An 18,059-nucleotide genomic window follows, 5' to 3' on the forward strand; every position below is an offset into this window, starting at 1 on the left:
ACTTGCCTATCTTATATCGGCGCCGTAGCGTGGCATCCGTAAGATAGGACTCTATATCTTAGGCGGCTGTTCGTGAACGTTTCCCGTGACACCGGCCCCACGCCCGCGGCGACGGACCCCGACCGTATCGACCCCGCCGTATGGCGGATGGCCTTCACCATCGTGGTGGGCACCCTGGCCGTCGTCTTCGACACCACCATCGTCAGCGTCGCCCTCGACGACCTGGCCGGGCAACTCGACGCCCCGCTGTCGACGATCCAGTGGGTGAGCACCGGCTACCTGCTGGCCGTGTTCGTCACCATGCCGCTCGCCGGCTGGGCGCAGTCCCGCATGGGTGGCAAACGCCTGTGGATCGCGGCCCTGGGCGTCTTCCTGCTCGGCTCGATCCTGTCCGCGTCGGCCGGGAGCGTAACCGCTCTGATCGCCTTCCGCCTCCTCCAGGGCGTCGGCGGCGGCATCATGATGCCGCTGATGGCCACGCTGATCATGCAGGCCGGCAAGGGCCGCAACATCGGCAGGGTGATGGCCACCGTCACCCTGCCCACCGCGCTCGGCCCGATCCTCGGCCCGGTGCTGGGCGGCCTCATCCTGCATCTGGCCGACTGGCGCTGGCTCTTCCTCGTCAACATCCCGTTCTGCGTCGTCGGCGCCTGGCTCGCCTGGCGCAACCTGCCCGACGACCGACCCGCACCCGACGGCGCCCGCGCCAAGCTGGACGTCGTCGGCCTGCTCCTGCTCTCCCCCGGCGTCGCCGCGATCATCTACGGCCTCTCCCGGGTCGAGGGCGCGGGATTCGCCGGCGCCGAGGTCCTCGTCCCGCTGCTCGGCGGCCTCGCCCTGGTCGGCGGCTTCGTCGCGTGGGCACCGACGCGCGGCAGCGGCGCCCTGGTCGACCTGCGGCTCCTGCGCCATCGCGCGTTGGCCGCCGCCGCCGGCCTCGGTTTCCTGGCCGGGATCACCCTGTACGGGGCGATGCTGTTGTTGCCCCTGTACTTCCAGCAGGTCCGCGGCGAGGACGCCCTCGGCGCCGGTCTGCTGCTCATCCCCCAGGGCTTCGGGCTGCTCCTCGCCCGCACCCTGGCGGGCAGGTACACCGACCGTTTCGGTCCACGCCCGGTCGCCTGCGTCGGATTCGCCGTCGTCACCGCGGCCACGGCGCCGTTCGCCTTCGTCACCGCCGACACCGCCCTGGTCCTGCTGATGGCCGCGCTGTTCGTCCGCGGCGCCGGCATGGGCGCCGCCACGATCGCGCTCGCCGGCGCCGGCTACGTCGGCCTGGAGCACCGGGAGATCCCGCACGCGAGCATCATCACCCGCGTCGCCCAGCAGATCGGCGGCTCGGTGGGCACCGCCGCCCTGGCCGTCGTCCTCCAGCACACCGGCGCCGGCGCGCACACCCCCGACGCCCTGGCCGACGGCTTCGGCGACGCCTTTTGGTGGTCGGTGGCCATCACCGCCCTCGCCGTCCCGCTGTGCCTGCTCCTGCCCACCCGCCCCGAGCCGACCCCGACCGACAAGACCGAGGCCCAAGCCACCGTCCGGGCCTGATCCGTCAACGCGGCGCCGCGAGGCTGTTCTCGACCGTGTCGTGCCAGACCGCCTTGGACCCGGATTCGCCCACCCGCACCACCTGGACGACCGCGAACACCGCGGCCACCACGGTCAGCACGGCCACGATCGGAACCACGATCGGCGGTATCGTCCGCGGCCGGAACGTCGCGGCGGCCCGGTGCCGCGCGACCAGCATCAGCACCAGCGTGACGCCGAACAGACCCAGCACGTACCAGAGCATGTCCGCGCCCCGGTCCACGTGGGTCTGTACCGCGGCGGCGCGTTGGCCCTCGGTGAGCCGGTCCAGCCGGGCGAGCAGCTTCTCGCCGCTCTCCTTCGCGACGAAGGCGGTCAGCGCGGCGGCGGCGTCCAGGCCGACCACCCACCACCCGGCGCGCAGCAGCCACGGGCGCCGGGCCGCCACGAGCACGCTCGCGATCGCCGCCGCCGGCACGATGACCACCGCCAAGTGCACGACCAGGACGTGGAGGGGCAGGCCGGAGACGGTGTCGAACATGAAAAGGCTCTCCTAAGCAGTCGGGGCCCGAGGGGGATGCACGACCCTCGCACAGAGCAACGGCTCACACAGTGCCCGGGTTCAGTGCGCGTCGAACACCCGTGCCGCCCGGGCGCTCACGGTCCGCTCAGGGGGGCCAGCCCTACCCCGGGTCCGGGTGACCGCCGGATGCCGCCCTCGGGACGAGCGCTCATACAGTTTGGGCAGCTTCGGATCACCTGTCGGGGAGAGTGTCATGAAAAGGCCGCTACGGACGTCACTGATCTTCTTCGGTGGGGTGTTCGCCATCACGGGGATCCTGCTGGCGGCGTGGACCGGGATCATCGCGCTCTCCAGCCACGACGTGCACGACGCGAGGACCTTCACCCTCACCACCGGCGACCTGGTCATCGACACCGACAACGGCGGGGTCACCCTCGAACCGGGCGAGCCGGGCAGGGTGATCGTGGACCGGCGGATCACCGACAGCATCAACGGCCCCGACCCGACCTGGACCCTGCAGGGCAACCGGCTCAAGCTGCGGCTGAACTGCCCGAGCTTCCTGGGCGTGAGCTGCGGCGGGTCCTACCGGATCAAGGTCCCGCTCGACGTCCCGCTCAGGGTCGGCGCGGACAACGGCTCGATCACCGCGAGCGGCCTGCGCCAGGACATGCAGTTCACCACCAGCAACGGGCACATCGGCATCGACGACAGCACCGGCAATCTGAGCCTGAACACCGACAACGGTGGCGTCTCGGTGTCCCGGGTGAACGCCGACCGGGTCTCGGTGCAAACCGACAACGGCGGCGTCCGGCTGCGCTTCGACACGGCGCCCACGAACGTGAAGGTGCGCACCGACAACGGCGGGGTGCACCTCAGCGTGCCGGACGACCACAACACCTATCGGGTGTCCACCCACACCGACAACGGCGGCGTCAACAACGACATCGGCAACGACACCCGTTCGAACCGGGTGATCGACGTCCGCACGGACAACGGCGGCATCGAAATGAACCTGGTTCCGGTCCGCTGAGACACGCCCCAGGGGCACGCCCCGACCGAGGATCCGGCGGGTCGTTCAGACCACGAACGACCCGCCGGTGCGCCAGTACACCCCGCCCTCGCGGCCGAGGAAGCCCTCGTCGACGAGGTGCCTGCGCAGGGCGGCGTGATCGTCCATGAACCGGTGCAGCGTCTCCTCGATCTCGGCCTCGTCGTAGCGCACTCCGGGTTCGAAGCTGCCCGCGATGTGATCCAGCACGACCAGCCGCTTGGCCCGCTGCACCGGCAACTGCCGGACCCGGCCCCGGACGAGGTAGGTGCGCAACACCGCCGCCTCGGCCGGGCCGCGGTCGGCGAACGCGTCGTCCGGCTCCCCGCCCATCCCGGCCGCGGCCTGGGCCAACGCCTCGGGGCAGGCATGCCAGCCGTCGCCGGACCGCGCGGCCAGACCGGCCGACTCCAACCGGGCCAGCACCTTGATCGTGTCCCGCAGCGGCAGTCCGGCCCGATCGGCGATCTCGGAGCTGAGGTGGGCCTCCAGAACCAACGCGGCGAACACCTTCAACCGGGCGTCGTCGGCGAGGAGACGGAGCAGTTCCGCAGGTTCGTCGGCCGGACCCATGGCTCCAGGGTAGGACTTTCGACCCCGCCGGGGACGGGTTGTCGGACAGGATCACCCGGATGCCCGTGCGAGGTCAGTCGCCGCGTACGCCCAGCTCGTCGATGTGCGCCAGCAGGTCGCCCGGCTCGTCGTAGACCCGGAAGGCGTGCGCCCGTTCGAGTTCGTCCGCGCCGTAGCCGCCGGAGAGCAGTCCCACGCCCAGCGATCCCGCCCGGCGGGCGGCCAGCAGGTCCCAGATGCTGTCCCCGACCACGACGCACTGCGCCGGGTCCACCCCGAGCTTGGCCGCACCGGCCAGGAACAGGTCCGGATCCGGCTTGGCCCGGGCGACCTCGTCGCGGGTGACCATCGCCAGGTCGGCGGGCGCGCCGAGCTTGGCCAGCATCGGCTCGGCGCCGGCCCGCCGCCCACTGGTGGCGATGGTCCACGGGATGCCCACGTCGGTGAGGTGGCGCAGCAGCTCCGGAGCCCCGGGCAGCGGCTGCACGAACGGCACCCGGGCGGCGTAGTGGCGCCCGTGCGCGTCGGTGAGCGCCTCCACCTGCTCGGGCGACAGGTCGATGCCCGTCTCGCGCTGGATGCCCTTGACGAACAATCCACCGCTCATCCCGACCTTGCGGTGGATCCGCCACATCGCCAGGTCGATGCCGGCCTCGCTGAGCGCCTCCTGCCACGACATCACGTGGTGGTAGACGCTGTCGACGAGGGTCCCGTCGAGGTCGAAGACGAAGGCGGGCGGACGGGCGCGTACAAGATCGGTCATGCCGAAAATCTAGCCCGTCCCCGTGCCTGCGGCCCTCTCGCACCGGAACCCCTCGCGCCGCGGCCGGCCCGGGCTCAGTCGTCCGAGCCCAGTTCCACCATCTCGGTCACCTCGGCCGCCCGGGCCCGTTCGTCCGCGCGAAAACGCCGGTCCCGATCCAACGCCTCGGCCTGGTCCTCGTCGGCGCGCATCATGTGCTCGACATCGGTATCGCCCATGTCCAGCACGCCCATCTCGGCGAAGGTGCCACGCACCTTGGGCCCCCACAGGCCGATGTCCTTGATGCACGGGACGATCCGACCGAACAACAACCGGCGGAACTCGCGCAGGTATTCGGAGTTCTCGGTGGCCTCGCGCGCCTCGGCCTTGTCGATCAGGAAGTTGTCCCACACCTCCTCGTCGCGCAGCCGGTCGCGCATCAGGTAGCAGCCCTCGACGACGAACTCCTCGCGCTCGCCGCGCTCGGCGTCGCTCAGTTCGCGGTAGTAGTCGCGCAGTGCCATCCGCCCGAACGCCACGTGCCGGGCCTCGTCCTGCATCACGTACGCCAGGATCTGCTTGGGCAGCGCGACCGTGGTCAGATCGCGCAATATCCCGAAGGCGGCCAGCGCCAGGCCCTCGATCAACACCTGCATGCCCAGGTAGGGCATGTCCCAGCGGCCGTCCGACAGCGTGTCGTCGAGCAACGACTTCAGACTCGGGTTGATCGGGTAGTACAGGCCGACCTTGTCCTTGAGGAAGCGCGCGTACACCTCGGCGTGCCGGGCCTCGTCCATCACCTGGGTGGCCGCGTAGAACTTCGCGTCCAGGTCGGGCACCGACTCGGCGATCCGCGCGCTGCAGATCAGCGCGCCCTGTTCGCCGTGCAGGAACTGGCTGAACTGCCAGGCGATGGCGTGCCGGCCCAGTTCGTCGCGCTCGCGCTGCGACATCATGTTCCAACTGCGCGTGCCGTACAGCGTGTTCAGTTCCTGCGGGATGCCCAGCGGGTTCGTCGGGTCCACCGGCAGATCCCACTCGATCCGCCGGGCGGCGTCCCACTGCTTGTCCTTGCCCTTGGCGTACAGGGCGAGGAGGCGATCCCGGCCCTCGTCGTACTCCCAGTTGAACCGGGCCGCCCCCGACGCGGGGACCTCCCAGACCGTCATATCGGCGGGCAGCGCGTACAGATCGTGCGTCGACACGGGCGTTCTCCTCGCGAGAGACGTGTGACGTGCGGCGGCGGTAGCCGTGTACTGGCTGTCCTACGCCCTCGTCGCGCCGACCGGAACCCCCACGAGGCCATCGATTACCGGCGAGTAGCCTGCTCCGTCCTCGACGTGCCCTCGGCCGGGGCGCTCGACGCCGTCCCGCTCTCGCCCGGCACCGCCGGCGGCTTGCCCGGCTTGGCCGGCATCGCCGCGCCGATCCGGGCTTGCGCCGGGATGGCCGCCGCCGGACCGGCCGCGGAGCCCAACCGGCTGCGCAGCCGCTGCCGGCGTCGACCCAGCGATCGGGTCGCGGCCGGACTGGCCCGACGCACCTCCTCGGGCAGCGCGAACCACGCCTCCACGACGGCGAGCGCCTGGGGTCGCTCGCCCGCCCGCTCCAGCAGGTCGGCGGCGCGTTCGTAGGTCCACGCGGTGCGCATCTCGGCCCCGACGCCGTGCAACAGGGTGCCCAGCTCGCGCAGTTCCTCGCGCTCGAAACGATCCTCGAGCGCAGTGCCCTCCAGCGTCCAACCGTCCAGACTTCGACGCGGTTGGACGAGACCGGGTCCCGGTACGGCCTCTTTGCCGTGTGTTGTCCTGCGCCCGACCCCGAACAGTGCCATCGCGGTCCCGCACCCCCTCCGCCATCGACTTCGTACCCGTATCACGCGCACGATCGATGAACGGTTGTCGACTGTCGCTGATCGCGCTTCCTTGTCTGCATAACGAGCGTACGAGGCGGCGGCGACGGCGCGTAAGTGTGTCCGTGCGCGCGGGGTGTACACAAACGTTCGCGAGCCGCCAGTACTGTTCGTGTCATGCCCGGCTATGACGATGATCTGCGCTTCGCCCACGTTCTCGCGGACGCCGCCGACGCGACCACCATGGACCGCTTCAAGGCGCTCGACCTCCGGGTCGAGACGAAGCCGGACATGACCCCGGTCAGCGACGCGGACAAGGCCGCCGAGGAGATCATCCGGCACCAGCTCGGGCGTGGCCGCCCGCGCGACGCGGTGCTGGGCGAGGAGTTCGGCTCGACCGGCCACGGTCCCCGGCGCTGGGTGATCGACCCGATCGACGGCACCAAGAACTTCGTCCGGGGCGTGCCGGTGTGGGCGACGCTGATCGCGCTGATGGACGGCGACGAGTCGGTGATGGGCGTGGTCTCCGCACCCGCGCTGGGACGTCGCTGGTGGGCCGCCAAGGGCGCCGGCGCGTGGACCGGCCGCAGCCTGTCCCAGGCTTCGCGCTGCCGGGTGTCGAAGGTGGCCGCGATCGAGGACGCCTCGTTCGCGTACTCCAGCATGGGCGGCTGGGAGGAGCGCGGCCGGATGGACGACTTCCTGGACCTGACCCGGGCCTGCTGGCGCACCCGTGCCTACGGCGACTTCTGGTCGTACATGCTGGTCGCGGAGGGCGCGGTGGACATCTGCGCGGAGCCCGAGGTCAACCTGTGGGACCTCGCGCCGCTGTCGGTGATCGTCGAGGAGGCGGGCGGACGATTCGGCTCGCTCGCCGGCACCCCGGGCCCCGCCGGCGGCACCGCCGCCGCCTCCAACGGGCTGCTGCACGAGGAGTTGCTGGCCCGGCTCGGCGACGTGCCCGAGGGCGTCTGACGGTTCCGCGCGTCCCGCAGGTTTGCGGTACTCCTTTCGAGTGAGTTGTCCGCTATACCTTCCCTTGACCTTCGCGGCATGTGACCATGTGAAAACAGGGCTTGTGAACTTGTGAAAACTTTCCCGAGCGCACCCCCGCCCTGACATCCACGCCCCGACGGAGGTGGTGTCACATGCTCGTTCGCGACGGCATGAGCACGATCGTTCTGACCATCGGCCCGACCCATACGCTCCGCGCCGCGGCGCGCCTGATGTCCGCCCGCCAGATCGGCGCGGCGGTGGTGATCGACCCGGACACGTCCGGGCTGGGCATTCTCACCGAGCGGGACATCCTGATGTCGGTCGGCGCGGGCCAGAATCCCGACGCCGAGTGCGCCGGCGATCACCTCACCTCGAACGTGGTCTTCGCGACCCCGTCCTGGACCCTGGCCGACGCCGCGGCGGCGATGACCCGCGGCGGCTTCCGCCACCTGATCGTGCTCGACGACGGTGACGTGCTCGGCATCATCTCGGTCCGCGACATCGTGCGTTGCCAGATCCACGAGGCGCAACGCACCGAGGAGTTGGTGAGTTGATCGCGGCGGGCGACCGGGTGCGCCCCGGTCGCCCGCGCCGACACCGCCCGGCACCGATTCGCGGCTCAGGTACCGGGCGGCGGTTCTCGGGGGGGTGGTCAGGCGCGCAGGTCCTTGACGGCGGCGGCGATCCGGTCGCCGTAGCCCTGGTCGGCGGCCCGGAAGTGCCCGACGACCCGGTCGATGATGTCGTCTCGGGAGACCTGGGCCAGGAAGCCGGAGATGTTGGCCACCAGCCGGGCCTGCTCGTCCGCCGCCATCAGCCGGTACAGGTTGCCGGCCTGCACGTAGTCGTCGTCCTGGGCGTGCGCGGGGGCCTCGTGGGTTCCGGTGACACCGGCCACCGGGGTCGCCGCCCACAGCGGCAGGCCGCTCTCGTACGGGCCGCCGAAGCTGTTCGGCTCGTAGTTCTTGGCCCGCCCGCCCGGGTTGGTCGCCATGTGGCCGTCCCGCCCGTGGTTGCGGGCGACGGTGGCGTGCGGCGCGTTGACCGGGAGTTGGGTGTGATTGACGCCCACCCGGTAGCGGTGTGCGTCGGCGTAGGCGAACAGCCGACCCTGGAGCATCTTGTCCGGGCTGGGACCGATGCCCGGCACGAAGTTGGCCGGGTTGAACGCGGCCTGCTCGACCTCGGCGAACACGTTCTCCGGATTGCGATCCAGCACCAGCCGGCCGACCTCGATCAGCGGGTAGTCGGCGTGCGGCCACACCTTGGTCAGGTCGAACGGGTTGAACCGGTAGGTCGCGGCCTCCGCGACCGGCATGATCTGCACCTTGAGCGTCCACGACGGCGCGGCTCCCGCGTCGATCGCGGCGAGCAGGTCCCGCTGATGCGAGTCGGGGTCGGTGCCGGCGAGCGCGGCGGCGGTGTCCGCGGTCAGATTCCGGATGCCCTGGTCGGTCTTGAAGTGGTACTTGACCCAGAACGCCTCGCCCTCGGCGTTGACCCACTGATAGGTGTGCGAGGAGAAGCCGTCCATGTGCCGGTAGGACGCGGGGATGCCGCGGTCGCCGAACAGCCAGGTGACCTGGTGGATGGCCTCGGGCGAGTGCGACCAGAAGTCCCAGACGTTGTCCGCCTCCTGGCTGCCGGTGTACGGGTCGCGCTTCTGGGTGTGGATGAAGTCCGGGAACTTCAGCGGGTCCTTGATGAAGAACACCGGGGTGTTGTTGCCGACGAGGTCGTAATTGCCCTCCTCGGTGTAGAACTTCACCGCGAATCCGCGCGGGTCGCGCACCGCGTCCGCCGAGCCGAGGTTGCCGGCGACGGTGGAGAAGCGGGTGAACACCTCGGTACGCCGGCCGGGTTCGCCGAGGAAGTGCGCCCTGGTGAACCGGGACAGGTCGGCGGTGACCTCGAAGTAGCCGAACGCGCCCGAACCGCGGGCGTGCACCACCCGCTCCGGGACGCGCTCCCGATTGAACCGGGCCAACTTCTCGATCAGGTACTGGTCCTGGAGCAGCAACGGCCCGCCGGGGCCCGCGGTCTGGCTGTTCTGGTTGTCGGCCACCGGTGCGCCGGATTCGGTGGTCAGCGTGTTCGGCTGCTGCGACATGGTTTGCGTCTCCCCTGGCGTTGCTCGTGCCGTGGTCAGGCACCCAACCTAGGACCAAGTTTGGACTTTGTCCAGAACAATATTTAGACCAGATCCAATCCGGGGACCTGTATCGTCGTACGCATGAGCGACCTTCTGGAACGACTGCGTGCGCGGGGATGGCGCCTGACCGCGCAGCGGCGCGTCGTGGCCGAGGTCCTGAACGGCGACCACGTACACCTGACCGCCGACGAAGTGCACGCGCGGGCGGGCGAACGCCTGCCGGAGATCAGCCGGGCGACCGTCTACAACACGCTGAACGAACTCGTCACGCTCGGCGAGGTGCTGGAGGTGGGCACCGACGGGCGGGCGAAGCGGTACGACCCCAACGCCCGCACCGCGCACCAGCATCTGGTGTGCCGCGTGTGCGGGACGATCCGGGACGTGCATCCGGACTGCGACCCGATCGCGGGCCTCGCCGAGACGGAGCGCTTCGGCTTCGACATCTCCGGCGTCGAGGTCACCTTCCGGGGCGTGTGCCCGGACTGCCAATCGGGCTGAGGCCGAGCCGACCCACTACGTGGGCGTGGTCCGCCGGACCAGGTGGACCGCGCCCGCGCGGGCCGCCCGGCGCAGCGCGGACCGCTCCGCGTCCAGGTGGGCGTGCAGGATGTCCAGGTCGGCGTCCTCGCCGCACTCGGCCAGGCCGAGCAGCATGCCCGGCGAGGGCCGGGTGCGCAGGAAGTCTCGGTACGCGGTGGCCGGATCGGCGCCGCCCGCCGACAGCCGGCGCCGCGCGGCGTCCCGCACCCGGGGCGAGCGATCCGCCAACGCACCCGCGAGTACGGCCGGTTCGGTCCCGGCCGGCAACACCTCGACCGCCCGCTCGCGCACCCGGGGATCGGGCACCCGCAGCAGCCGGATCGCGACGTGTCGGCGCTCCCGGCCGCGCAGCCGGGCCAGCAGGGCGTGTCCGGCCGCGCTCCGGCAGGCATGGTCCGAGTCGCGCAGCGCGATCGCCAACAGCGCGTCCTCGTCCAGGAGTTCCATGCCCAGGCGGCGCACGCTCGGTTGCTCCTCGGTGGCCAACATGCGCCCCCGTGCCTCCCGGCGCGGCCCGGTGAGCAACGCCTCCCGGTAGGCGGACAACACCCCCTCGGACCGGCTCCGTCCGCGCAGCGCGTCGAGCACGGGCACCACCGCCCGCATCTCGTCCGGCTCGTCGTGCCAACGCAGTGCGGCCAACGCCCGCTCGCGCACCGAGTCCACCCAGTCGTCGGTCCGCAGCGCCAGGAACACCGAGGCCAACGGCCCGGGTTCGGCCGCCAAGCGCACCACCGCCTCCTCGCGCAGCCCGCCGTTCTCGTCCAGACTCGTCACCGCCGCAGCCAACGGATGCCGACGCGTACGCAGCAACGTCCTGGCCTCGGCCACCCCGCCGAGCACCCCCGCGACCGCCCGCGGCCGAGCGGCCCGATCCACCCGAACCAGCGCCGCCGCGGACAACCCCATCACCCTCACCGCAGCCGCATCCGCCCCCGCGTCCCCCGCCGCCACCACACTCCGCAGATGAGCCACCACCCGCCCGGCCCCCTCACGGCCCCCGCCCTCCCCGGGCCACTCCCCCACAAAGGCGCCCCCACCGCCCCCGATCCCCCGCCCCTTCCGCAACCAGCCACCCCGCACAACCACCCACCTCCAGCCTCAACCGACCCGGCCCTTGCACACACCCGACCCGACCCCACCGCAACCCGAAGGCCCGAACGCAACAAAATCAGCCCACAGGACGCACGCACACACGGACACTCAACCCCAATCGGCCCGTCCGGCGCTTGACGACAAAGCCCGCCGAGCCACCGGCCCGTCCGGCGTTCGGGGACGCAGCCGACCGAGGCCGACCGTCAACTGGCCAGCGACTCCGCCCGGAACGCGTCCAGCAACCGCTGCGCCTTGGCCGCAACCTCCGCCGGGCCGTGCGCAACCGCCGGTCCACACCAATGCTCCGCGTCGGCCAGGTCCCCACGCCGCAACGCCAACACCACCAGCCGCAACGCCGCCCGCCCGTGCCCCCCACGCGCGGCCACCGTCAACCACGGCTCCGCGCCGTCCGGATCCTCGTGCCGCAGATGCAACAGCGCCAGATTCCACGCCCCGGACACGCTGCCCGCCTGGGCCGCGACCTTGAACCGCCGCGCCGCCGACTTGTCCTCACCCCGCCGCGCGCACAACACCCCGCAGCGCAGCGCCGCCGTCACATGCCCCGCGTCCGCCGCCACCGCGTACCAGCGCTCCGCCTGCTCGGCCGCCCCCGCCTCGGCCAACATAGCCCCGAGCCGAAAGGCCGCGGTCGGTCGATCCGCCCGCGCCGCCGTCTCGTAGGCCCGCGCCGCCCCCTCGGCATCCCCCCGCCGTTCAAGCAACAAGCCCAGTTGCAGCGCCGCGTCCGCGTGCCCCGCCTCCGCGGCCCGCTGCCAGCAGGTCTCGGCGGCGTCGTCCAGGCCGCCGCGCGCGTGCAGGATGCCCAGGTTGTACGAGCCGTCCACGCTGCCCGCCTCCGCGGCCCGCGCGAACCATATCCGCGCCTCCTCGTCGTCCCCGCGCTCCAGCAGCAGCCCCGCCAGCGCGTTGGCCGCGTCCCCGTGGCCCGCATACGCGGCCATCCGGAACCACCGCTCGGCGCCCGGCGCGTCCTCGTGCTCGGCGTGCAACAGGCCCAGATTGAACGCCCCGTTGCACTCGCCCGCCGCCGCGGCCCGTTCGTACCACCGGGCCGCCTCGCTCGACCGCCCGCCGGCCGCGAACCACGCACCGAGCGCGTTGGCGGCCGTCCCGTCACCGGCCTCCGCGGCGACCTGCCACCACCGCACCGCACCCTCGGCGTCACCCGCGTCCTGCAACAGGAACCCGAGCGCGCGGGCGCCCTCGGCGTCCCCCTCCTCGGCCGCGAGCCGGTACCACCCGATCGCCTCGGCGGTGTCCCCCGCCCGCTCCAGCGAGGTCGCCAGCCGTACCGCGGCCCGCACGTGGCCGCACGAGGCCGCCCGCAGGAACCACGTCGACGCCGCGCGTTCGTCGTCCCGCTCCTGCCCCATCCTGCCGAGCCGATAGGCCGCCTCGGGGTGCCCGGCCTCGGCCGCCCGGCGATACCACCGCTCGGCCCCGGCCCGCCCGGTCAACTCGAAGAACTCGCCCAGCGTGAGTGCGGCCCGCACATGCCCCGACTCGGCCGCGTTGCGCAGCCAATAGACGCCCTGGCCGGAAAGATCTTGGTAGACACCCATGCTCGCGCCGGCGCCCGCCCGCGCCGCGTCGGCCTGATCCAGCAGCAGCGCGCCGAGCGAGAACGCCGCGATCCGACTGCCCGCCTCGGCCGCCCGGTGCCACCACAACGACGCGGCGTCGTCCCGCCCCTGACGGTGCATCAAAACGCCGAGGTTGGTCGCGGCGCCCCGGTGTCCCGCCTCGGCGGCCCGCCGCAACAGCTCGGCGGCCTCGTCCTGTTCGCCGCGCTCCAGCAACATCAGCGCGAGGCTGTTCGCGGCGGAGGGGCTACGGCCGGCCCGCTCGCGATAGCGGCGTTCGAGTTCGGCCGCCTCGTGCCGATCCAGCGCCTCGTGTCCCTCGACGCTGCCGCTCGGGCTGCGCCGACGCGGCCGGAACGGAACCAGCACGGCATAGTCGTCGGGGTGTGCGGGAGTCGTCGCGGCGGCGGCCCGACCGCGGTCCAGGACCACCGTGTCGGGGCCTTCCGGCACCGCTTCGAAGACGTCGGCCTCCGGCGGTGGGTCGTCCCCCCGCCGTCCGCGATGTCCCTTCCACGCCCCCATGACTCCATCGTGGCATCTCGGGCCACATCCATGCAGTCGCGATTCGGCAACGACGGCCCGACTCCGGACGTATTGTCGTGATACGTCCCATGTCGACGCATGCACGAAGGGCCCGGTCGTAAAGACCGGGCCCTTCGATGTGGTAGCGGGGACAGGATTTGAACCTGCGACCTCTGGGTTATGAGCCCAGCGAGCTACCGAGCTGCTCCACCCCGCGTCGGTAGACACAACTCTACGGCAGCGTCCGAGGGCAGGCAAATCCCTTCGCCCGCACCCGGAACGGCGCCCGGAATCGTCATACCCGACCGGCAGTGCCGCACGCACCCGCGGACGACCCGCGAGAGCGGCCGAATTCAGACCATGGAGTGAACCTGTTCATCCCGACCCCGATCCCGGATCGATCCCCCTTTGACAGCAATTACCCCTGGTTGACCGGGAGTTCGATTGCGCCACAACGGGGTTCTCGGCCAATCCCGGACACGATCGAATCTCGACATGGGGTCGGAAGCCGTCACGGCGTGCCTCCGATGGGGTACGGTCTGCGTCGTGGTCATATCAGGAATGGACCATCCGAGCATGCCGCGCCGGGTCCCGGTTCCACCGATGGACGTCGGCCGAAGCGGCGTGGGCGAGCGCCTCGAGAGGCACCTCGCCCTCATCGGTCGCGCCTCCACGCAGGAGACGGCGAGCAGTCTCGAATCGGCCGCCATCATCCAGAGCCTGGCCCCGCGCAACGAGTCGCGCGGCCACCGACTGGCGCGCGTCACGCTGATGGCTCCGCTGCGCGCCAAGCGCCGCCGCCAGATCGCGCTCTAGTCCGGCACCCCTCAGCCCGTGCGCCACCCCGACGCACCGCGTCGGGCCATGCCGTCACGTCCGGTCGGGCCCGCACCGGATCCGACCGAACGGACTCGACGACACCGGAACACGAACACGACATACGCGAGAGGCCCGGTTCCGAAGAACCGGGCCTCTCGCGTGTTTCCCAAGTAGCGGGGACAGGATTTGAACCTGCGACCTCTGGGTTATGAGCCCAGCGAGCTACCGAACTGCTCCACCCCGCGATGCGTTGTGCCTTGAGCTTACGTGACCGGTAGCCGCACACCAAATCGATAACGCGACGGGCCCGCCCCCGAAGGGAGCGGGCCCGCCTCGTGCGTCATACGCCGTCGATCACGGCTTCGGCGTCGCGCCGGTCGCCGGTGGCGTCGTGGCCGGCGGCTTGGCCGCCGCCTGCTCGGCCGCGATGGCCTTGTTCACGGCCGCCTGCAGGCGCTTCTGCGCCTCGCCGTACTTGGCGAAGTCACCCGCCTTCAGGGCCGCGTCCGCTTCCTTGAGCGCCGCGTTGGCCTCGTCCAGCGCCTGCTTGACCGTCGGGTTCTCGGTCGTCGGCGGCGGCGTGGTCCCCGTCGTCGGCGGTGGCGTGCCGGTGGTCGGCGGTGTACCGGTCTCCGGTGGCACCGTCGTGGTCGGCGCACCACTGAACACCTTGGTCAGCGCCTGATCGAGGGTGTCCTCGAAGGCGATGCTGCCGCCGTAGGAGACCAGCACCTTCTGCAGGACCGGATACGAGCCCGGCGCGTTGGCCCGGACGTACACCGGTTCCACGTACAACATGCCGCCGCCCACGGGCAGGCTGAGCAGGTTGCCGTAGACCACCACCGAGTCGCCGCGCTGCAGGATGTTGATCACCTGTGCGACCGCTGCGTTCGACTTGAACTGGTTCTGCATCTGGTCCGGACCCAGGATCGCCGTGTTCGGCGGCAGACTCAGGAGTCTGATCTTGCCGTAGCCGGGTGATCCGGGTTCCGAGTTCACCGCCATGAAGGCGGCCAGGTTCTGCCGTTCCTTCGGCACGAACGTGCTGGTGAGCTGGAACGACTGCTGCGCGTCGGGAGCGCCGCCCGGTGTCGCCGACGGCATCTTCATCGACAGGTAGTACGGCGGCTGGTCGCCGGAACCCGGTGCCTGGCCCGTCGGGTCCTTCGGGACCTTCCAGAAGTCGGAACCGTTGAAGAACGTCCGCGGGTCGGTCACGTGGTAGCGGGTCAACAGATCGCGCTGCACCTTGAACAGGTCCTGCGGGTAGCGCAGGTGCTCCATCAGGGTCGGCGGGATCGCGTTCTTCTTCTTGACCGTGTTCGGGAAGGCCTTCATCCAGGTCTTGAGGACCGGATCCTTCTCGTCCCACTGGTAGAGCCGGACCGAGCCGTCGTAGGAGTCGACCGTCGCCTTCACCGAGTTGCGGATGTAGTTGACGTTGCCGGTGTTGCCGACCGCGCCCCGGGCCCGGTCCTCGGCGTTGAGCGAGTCCGCGGTGGCATCGCCCAGCGTGGTGCGCGTCGCGTACGGATAGCCGTTGCTGGTCGTGTACGCGTCGACGATCCACTGCACCTTGCCGTTTATCACGGCCGGGTACGGGTCGCCGTCGATGGTCAACCAGGGAGCGACCGCCTCGACCCGTTCCTTGGGCGTGCGGTTGTACAGGATCCGCGAATCCTTGTTGATCGTGTCGGAGAGCAGGATGTTGCCCTCCTGGAACTTCGTCGCGTACAGCAGCTTGTTGAACATGCCGCCGATCGGGACGCCGCCCTTGCCGTTGTACGTGTAGGTGGCCTGACCGGACGCGGTGTCGGTCGGGTAGTCCACCTCCGTCGGCGTGGTGTTCTTGGGCGCACCCACGATCGAGTACTCGGTCGTGGACTCGCCGAAGTAGATCCGCGGCTGGTACGGACCGAGCGGGCTGGGCGTCTCCGCCTCCTGCGCGTCCGTGCGGATGTTGCCCTCGATGTAGACGGGCTTGCCCTCGCGGTCCACCCGGGTGCCCTCGGCCGCGACGACGCCGTAGCCGTGGGTGTACTTGGTGTGGTCGTTGACCCAGTTGTGGGTCTGACCACCCTTCGGGTTCAGCTCGCGCAGCGCGATCACGGTGTCCTGCATCTTGCCGTCGATCATGTAGCGGTCGACGTCGAGCGTGGTCTGGAAGCCGTAGTACTGCCGGAGCTGCTGCATCTGGTTGAACGTCGGCGAGACGATGTTCGGGTCGAGCAGTCGGATGCTGGCCGTGTTCGCGGCCTGGTCCTTGAGCTCGGGCTTGGCCTCGACGTTGCCGTCGTACTTCTCCGGCTCCACCGCGTCGATGCCGTACGCGTCGCGCGTCGCCTGGATGTTGCGCTCGATGTACTTGGCTTCCTTGGCCTGCTGGTTCGGCTTGACCTGGAAGCGCTCGACGATCGCCGGGTAGAGCCCGCCGATGAGCACCGCGGACAACACCATCAGGCCGAAGCCGATGATCGGCAGTGCCCAGGTGCGGCGGAAGACGTTGACGAAGAACAACGTCGCGCAGATCAGCGCGACGATGAACAGGATCGTCTTGGCCGGCAATACCGCGTGCGCGTCGGTGTAGCGCAGACCGGTGAATTGCGACGCCTGCTTGAAATCACCGGAGGAGACCGCGAGCGAATAGCGGTCCAGCCAGTACGCGACGGCCTTGAACAACACGAAAAGACCGAGCAGCAGCGAAAGATGCGCCTGCGCGGCCGGTGTCGCCCGCGAGCCCGGGCTCTGCACCCGAAGCCCGCCGTAGAGGTAGTGCGTGATCACCGCGAGGACGAGGCCGACGACGACCGCGACGAACGCGAAATTGATCAGGAATCGATAGAACGGCAGGTCGAACGCGTAGAACGACACGTCCTTGTGGAACTGCGGATCCTTGGTTCCGAACGACACGCCGTTCACGAACTGGAGCCACGTCTTCCACTGCCCCGACGCCGAGGTGCCGGCGATGATGCCGATGACGACCGACAGGCCGATCAGCAACCACGTACGGAACGGGGTGATCGCCGACCGGTAGCGGTCGAGACTCTGCTGCTCCAGCGACATCCCCCGGAACGCCGGTCGCAGCCGATAGGCGACATACACGTTGGCGCCGACGACCACGGCCATGAGCAGACCGAACACCAGGAACAACCCGATGCGCGTCCACAACTTGGTCGTGAATACGTTTCCGTAGCCGACCGACTTGTACCAGAGCCAATCCGTCCAGAAATTCGCGAACAGCACCCACGCGACAACGATCACCACGAGGATGGCCAGCGTCAGGAGCAGGGTTCTGGACCTGCGGGACGGAGCTCCCATTCTGATCCGACGGCCACCTGAGCCGCCTCGTTCGGGCATCTGAAAAACCAAGGGTGCGCACCTCGATCATTACCTGGACGCGCCCGGTCGGCGCTCGATGGGTCAACTTACCGAGACAGGACGTGGTTCCCCACCGACACGGCCGATACAGGGTCGTGATCCGCCGTGGGGCGAAGACGGGAAGATGGGGTCATGACCGTTGCACTCACCCAGGCCCTCGTCGAGATCGAACGCCACGTGGCGGCGTACGGCTGGGACCAGCAGGCCCGCCTGTACGCGCTCGTGGACACCGCGGAATTGGCCCGTACCGAACCCGACCTCGCGGCGCAGCTCGGCTTGTCCGCCGACCGTGACGCGCCCATCGACACCCTGACACCGATCGAGCAGGAAGAGGTCCCCGAGAACGTCGCGATCGACGAATTCCTGGCGAGCATCGCCTGGCCCGAGGCCGTGCTCGGCTGCGCGCTCGTGGTCGAGCGGCTGATGTTGCCGCCGTCCGCCGAGGCGAGCATGCCCGCGGTGGGCAGTGATCGCGAGATCCACGAGTGGGTCGCGTCGCACCCGCAGCGCCAGGAGGTCCGGCTCGCCGTCGGCGTGCTGCGCGACGGTTCGCGCGAGTCGGCCGTGCGGCTGCGGGACAAGGACGACGACTCCGAGGTGCTCTCCGGCGCGGATCTGGTGCCGGGGCTGGCCGAGGCGCTGTTGGCGACGTTCGGCGAGGGCGACGAGGAGTAGTCCGCGTCGA

Annotated in this window: 16 protein-coding genes and 2 tRNA genes; 7 read left to right on the forward strand and 11 right to left on the reverse strand. The window is 70.3% G+C overall.

The annotated features are described in order from the left end of the window. Positions 1 to 147: 147 nt before the first annotated feature. The gene (locus tag ACH4U8_RS05050) at positions 148 to 1,548 is read left to right on the forward strand and encodes an MDR family MFS transporter (protein WP_395775999.1); all 1,401 of its coding nucleotides are present in this window, start codon (positions 148 to 150) and stop codon (positions 1,546 to 1,548) included. Between the two features lie 4 nt (positions 1,549 to 1,552). Here ACH4U8_RS05050 and ACH4U8_RS05055 read toward each other — a convergent pair whose 3' ends face one another. Further along, positions 1,553 to 2,068 (reverse strand): DUF2231 domain-containing protein, encoded by a 516-nt coding sequence (locus ACH4U8_RS05055; RefSeq protein ID WP_360308364.1) that lies wholly within the window; start codon positions 2,066 to 2,068, stop codon positions 1,553 to 1,555. 235 nt (positions 2,069 to 2,303) lie between these two features. On the opposite strand from ACH4U8_RS05055, the gene ACH4U8_RS05060 reads away from it, so the two are divergent. After that, entirely contained in the window at positions 2,304 to 3,080 is a 777-nt protein-coding gene (locus tag ACH4U8_RS05060; RefSeq protein ID WP_395775846.1) for a DUF4097 family beta strand repeat-containing protein, read from the forward strand. 45 nt (positions 3,081 to 3,125) lie between these two features. Here ACH4U8_RS05060 and ACH4U8_RS05065 read toward each other — a convergent pair whose 3' ends face one another. From ACH4U8_RS05065 to ACH4U8_RS05080, 4 genes are all read right to left on the reverse strand, one after another. Next, complete coding sequence (locus ACH4U8_RS05065) at positions 3,126 to 3,671, reverse strand: DUF2087 domain-containing protein (RefSeq protein ID WP_379990598.1); 546 nt, start codon at positions 3,669 to 3,671, stop codon at positions 3,126 to 3,128. Positions 3,672 to 3,744: 73 nt separating this feature from the next. Further along, the gene (locus tag ACH4U8_RS05070; RefSeq protein ID WP_360308355.1) at positions 3,745 to 4,434 is read right to left on the reverse strand and encodes an HAD family hydrolase; all 690 of its coding nucleotides are present in this window, start codon (positions 4,432 to 4,434) and stop codon (positions 3,745 to 3,747) included. Between the two features lie 74 nt (positions 4,435 to 4,508). After that, a complete protein-coding gene (locus tag ACH4U8_RS05075; RefSeq protein WP_360308352.1) occupies positions 4,509 to 5,618 on the reverse strand; it encodes a ferritin-like domain-containing protein in 1,110 nt (369 codons plus the stop codon). A gap of 104 nt (positions 5,619 to 5,722) precedes the next feature. After that, a complete protein-coding gene (locus ACH4U8_RS05080; RefSeq protein ID WP_395775847.1) occupies positions 5,723 to 6,247 on the reverse strand; it encodes a hypothetical protein in 525 nt (174 codons plus the stop codon). A gap of 195 nt (positions 6,248 to 6,442) precedes the next feature. On the opposite strand from ACH4U8_RS05080, the gene hisN reads away from it, so the two are divergent. Together hisN and ACH4U8_RS05090 are read left to right on the forward strand one after the other, a co-directional pair. Next, positions 6,443 to 7,240 (forward strand): histidinol-phosphatase, encoded by a 798-nt coding sequence (gene hisN, locus ACH4U8_RS05085; protein WP_360308347.1) that lies wholly within the window; start codon positions 6,443 to 6,445, stop codon positions 7,238 to 7,240. Between the two features lie 173 nt (positions 7,241 to 7,413). Then, positions 7,414 to 7,815 (forward strand): CBS domain-containing protein, encoded by a 402-nt coding sequence (locus ACH4U8_RS05090; protein WP_360308344.1) that lies wholly within the window; start codon positions 7,414 to 7,416, stop codon positions 7,813 to 7,815. A 98-nt stretch (positions 7,816 to 7,913) separates the two neighbouring features. Here the strand turns inward: ACH4U8_RS05090 and ACH4U8_RS05095 are convergent, their stop codons facing one another. Beyond that, positions 7,914 to 9,371 carry a catalase gene (locus ACH4U8_RS05095; protein ID WP_360308341.1) on the reverse strand — a complete coding sequence of 486 codons (1,458 nt, stop codon included), beginning with the start codon at positions 9,369 to 9,371 and terminating at the stop codon, positions 7,914 to 7,916. Between the two features lie 123 nt (positions 9,372 to 9,494). Between ACH4U8_RS05095 and ACH4U8_RS05100 the strand changes: the two genes are divergently transcribed. Further along, positions 9,495 to 9,911, forward strand: coding sequence for a Fur family transcriptional regulator (locus ACH4U8_RS05100; RefSeq protein WP_360308338.1), 417 nt, complete (start codon positions 9,495 to 9,497; stop codon positions 9,909 to 9,911). Between the two features lie 15 nt (positions 9,912 to 9,926). Here the strand turns inward: ACH4U8_RS05100 and ACH4U8_RS05105 are convergent, their stop codons facing one another. From ACH4U8_RS05105 to ACH4U8_RS05115, 3 genes are all read right to left on the reverse strand, one after another. Further along, complete coding sequence (locus ACH4U8_RS05105) at positions 9,927 to 10,931, reverse strand: hypothetical protein (RefSeq protein WP_395775848.1); 1,005 nt, start codon at positions 10,929 to 10,931, stop codon at positions 9,927 to 9,929. Between the two features lie 320 nt (positions 10,932 to 11,251). Continuing rightward, entirely contained in the window at positions 11,252 to 13,177 is a 1,926-nt protein-coding gene (locus tag ACH4U8_RS05110) for a sel1 repeat family protein (RefSeq protein WP_395775849.1), read from the reverse strand. A 140-nt stretch (positions 13,178 to 13,317) separates the two neighbouring features. Further along, positions 13,318 to 13,394 (reverse strand) — tRNA-Met (locus tag ACH4U8_RS05115). 329 nt (positions 13,395 to 13,723) lie between these two features. Between ACH4U8_RS05115 and ACH4U8_RS05120 the strand changes: the two genes are divergently transcribed. Continuing rightward, positions 13,724 to 13,993: a hypothetical protein gene (locus tag ACH4U8_RS05120; RefSeq protein WP_360308329.1), complete on the forward strand. Its 270-nt coding sequence runs from the start codon at positions 13,724 to 13,726 to the stop codon at positions 13,991 to 13,993. Between the two features lie 174 nt (positions 13,994 to 14,167). Here the strand turns inward: ACH4U8_RS05120 and ACH4U8_RS05125 are convergent. Together ACH4U8_RS05125 and ACH4U8_RS05130 are read right to left on the reverse strand one after the other, a co-directional pair. Further along, positions 14,168 to 14,241, reverse strand: a tRNA-Met gene (locus tag ACH4U8_RS05125). A 109-nt stretch (positions 14,242 to 14,350) separates the two neighbouring features. Further along, positions 14,351 to 17,314 (reverse strand): UPF0182 family protein, encoded by a 2,964-nt coding sequence (locus tag ACH4U8_RS05130; RefSeq protein ID WP_395775850.1) that lies wholly within the window; start codon positions 17,312 to 17,314, stop codon positions 14,351 to 14,353. A 192-nt stretch (positions 17,315 to 17,506) separates the two neighbouring features. On the opposite strand from ACH4U8_RS05130, the gene ACH4U8_RS05135 reads away from it, so the two are divergent. Next, on the forward strand, positions 17,507 to 18,049 hold the full coding sequence (locus ACH4U8_RS05135; protein WP_360308323.1) for a PPA1309 family protein: 543 nt from the start codon (positions 17,507 to 17,509) through the stop codon (positions 18,047 to 18,049). Positions 18,050 to 18,059: the final 10 nt, after the last annotated feature.

It is taken from the genome of Embleya sp. NPDC020886 (assembly GCF_044333915.1).
Taxonomy (GTDB): domain Bacteria; phylum Actinomycetota; class Actinomycetes; order Streptomycetales; family Streptomycetaceae; genus Embleya.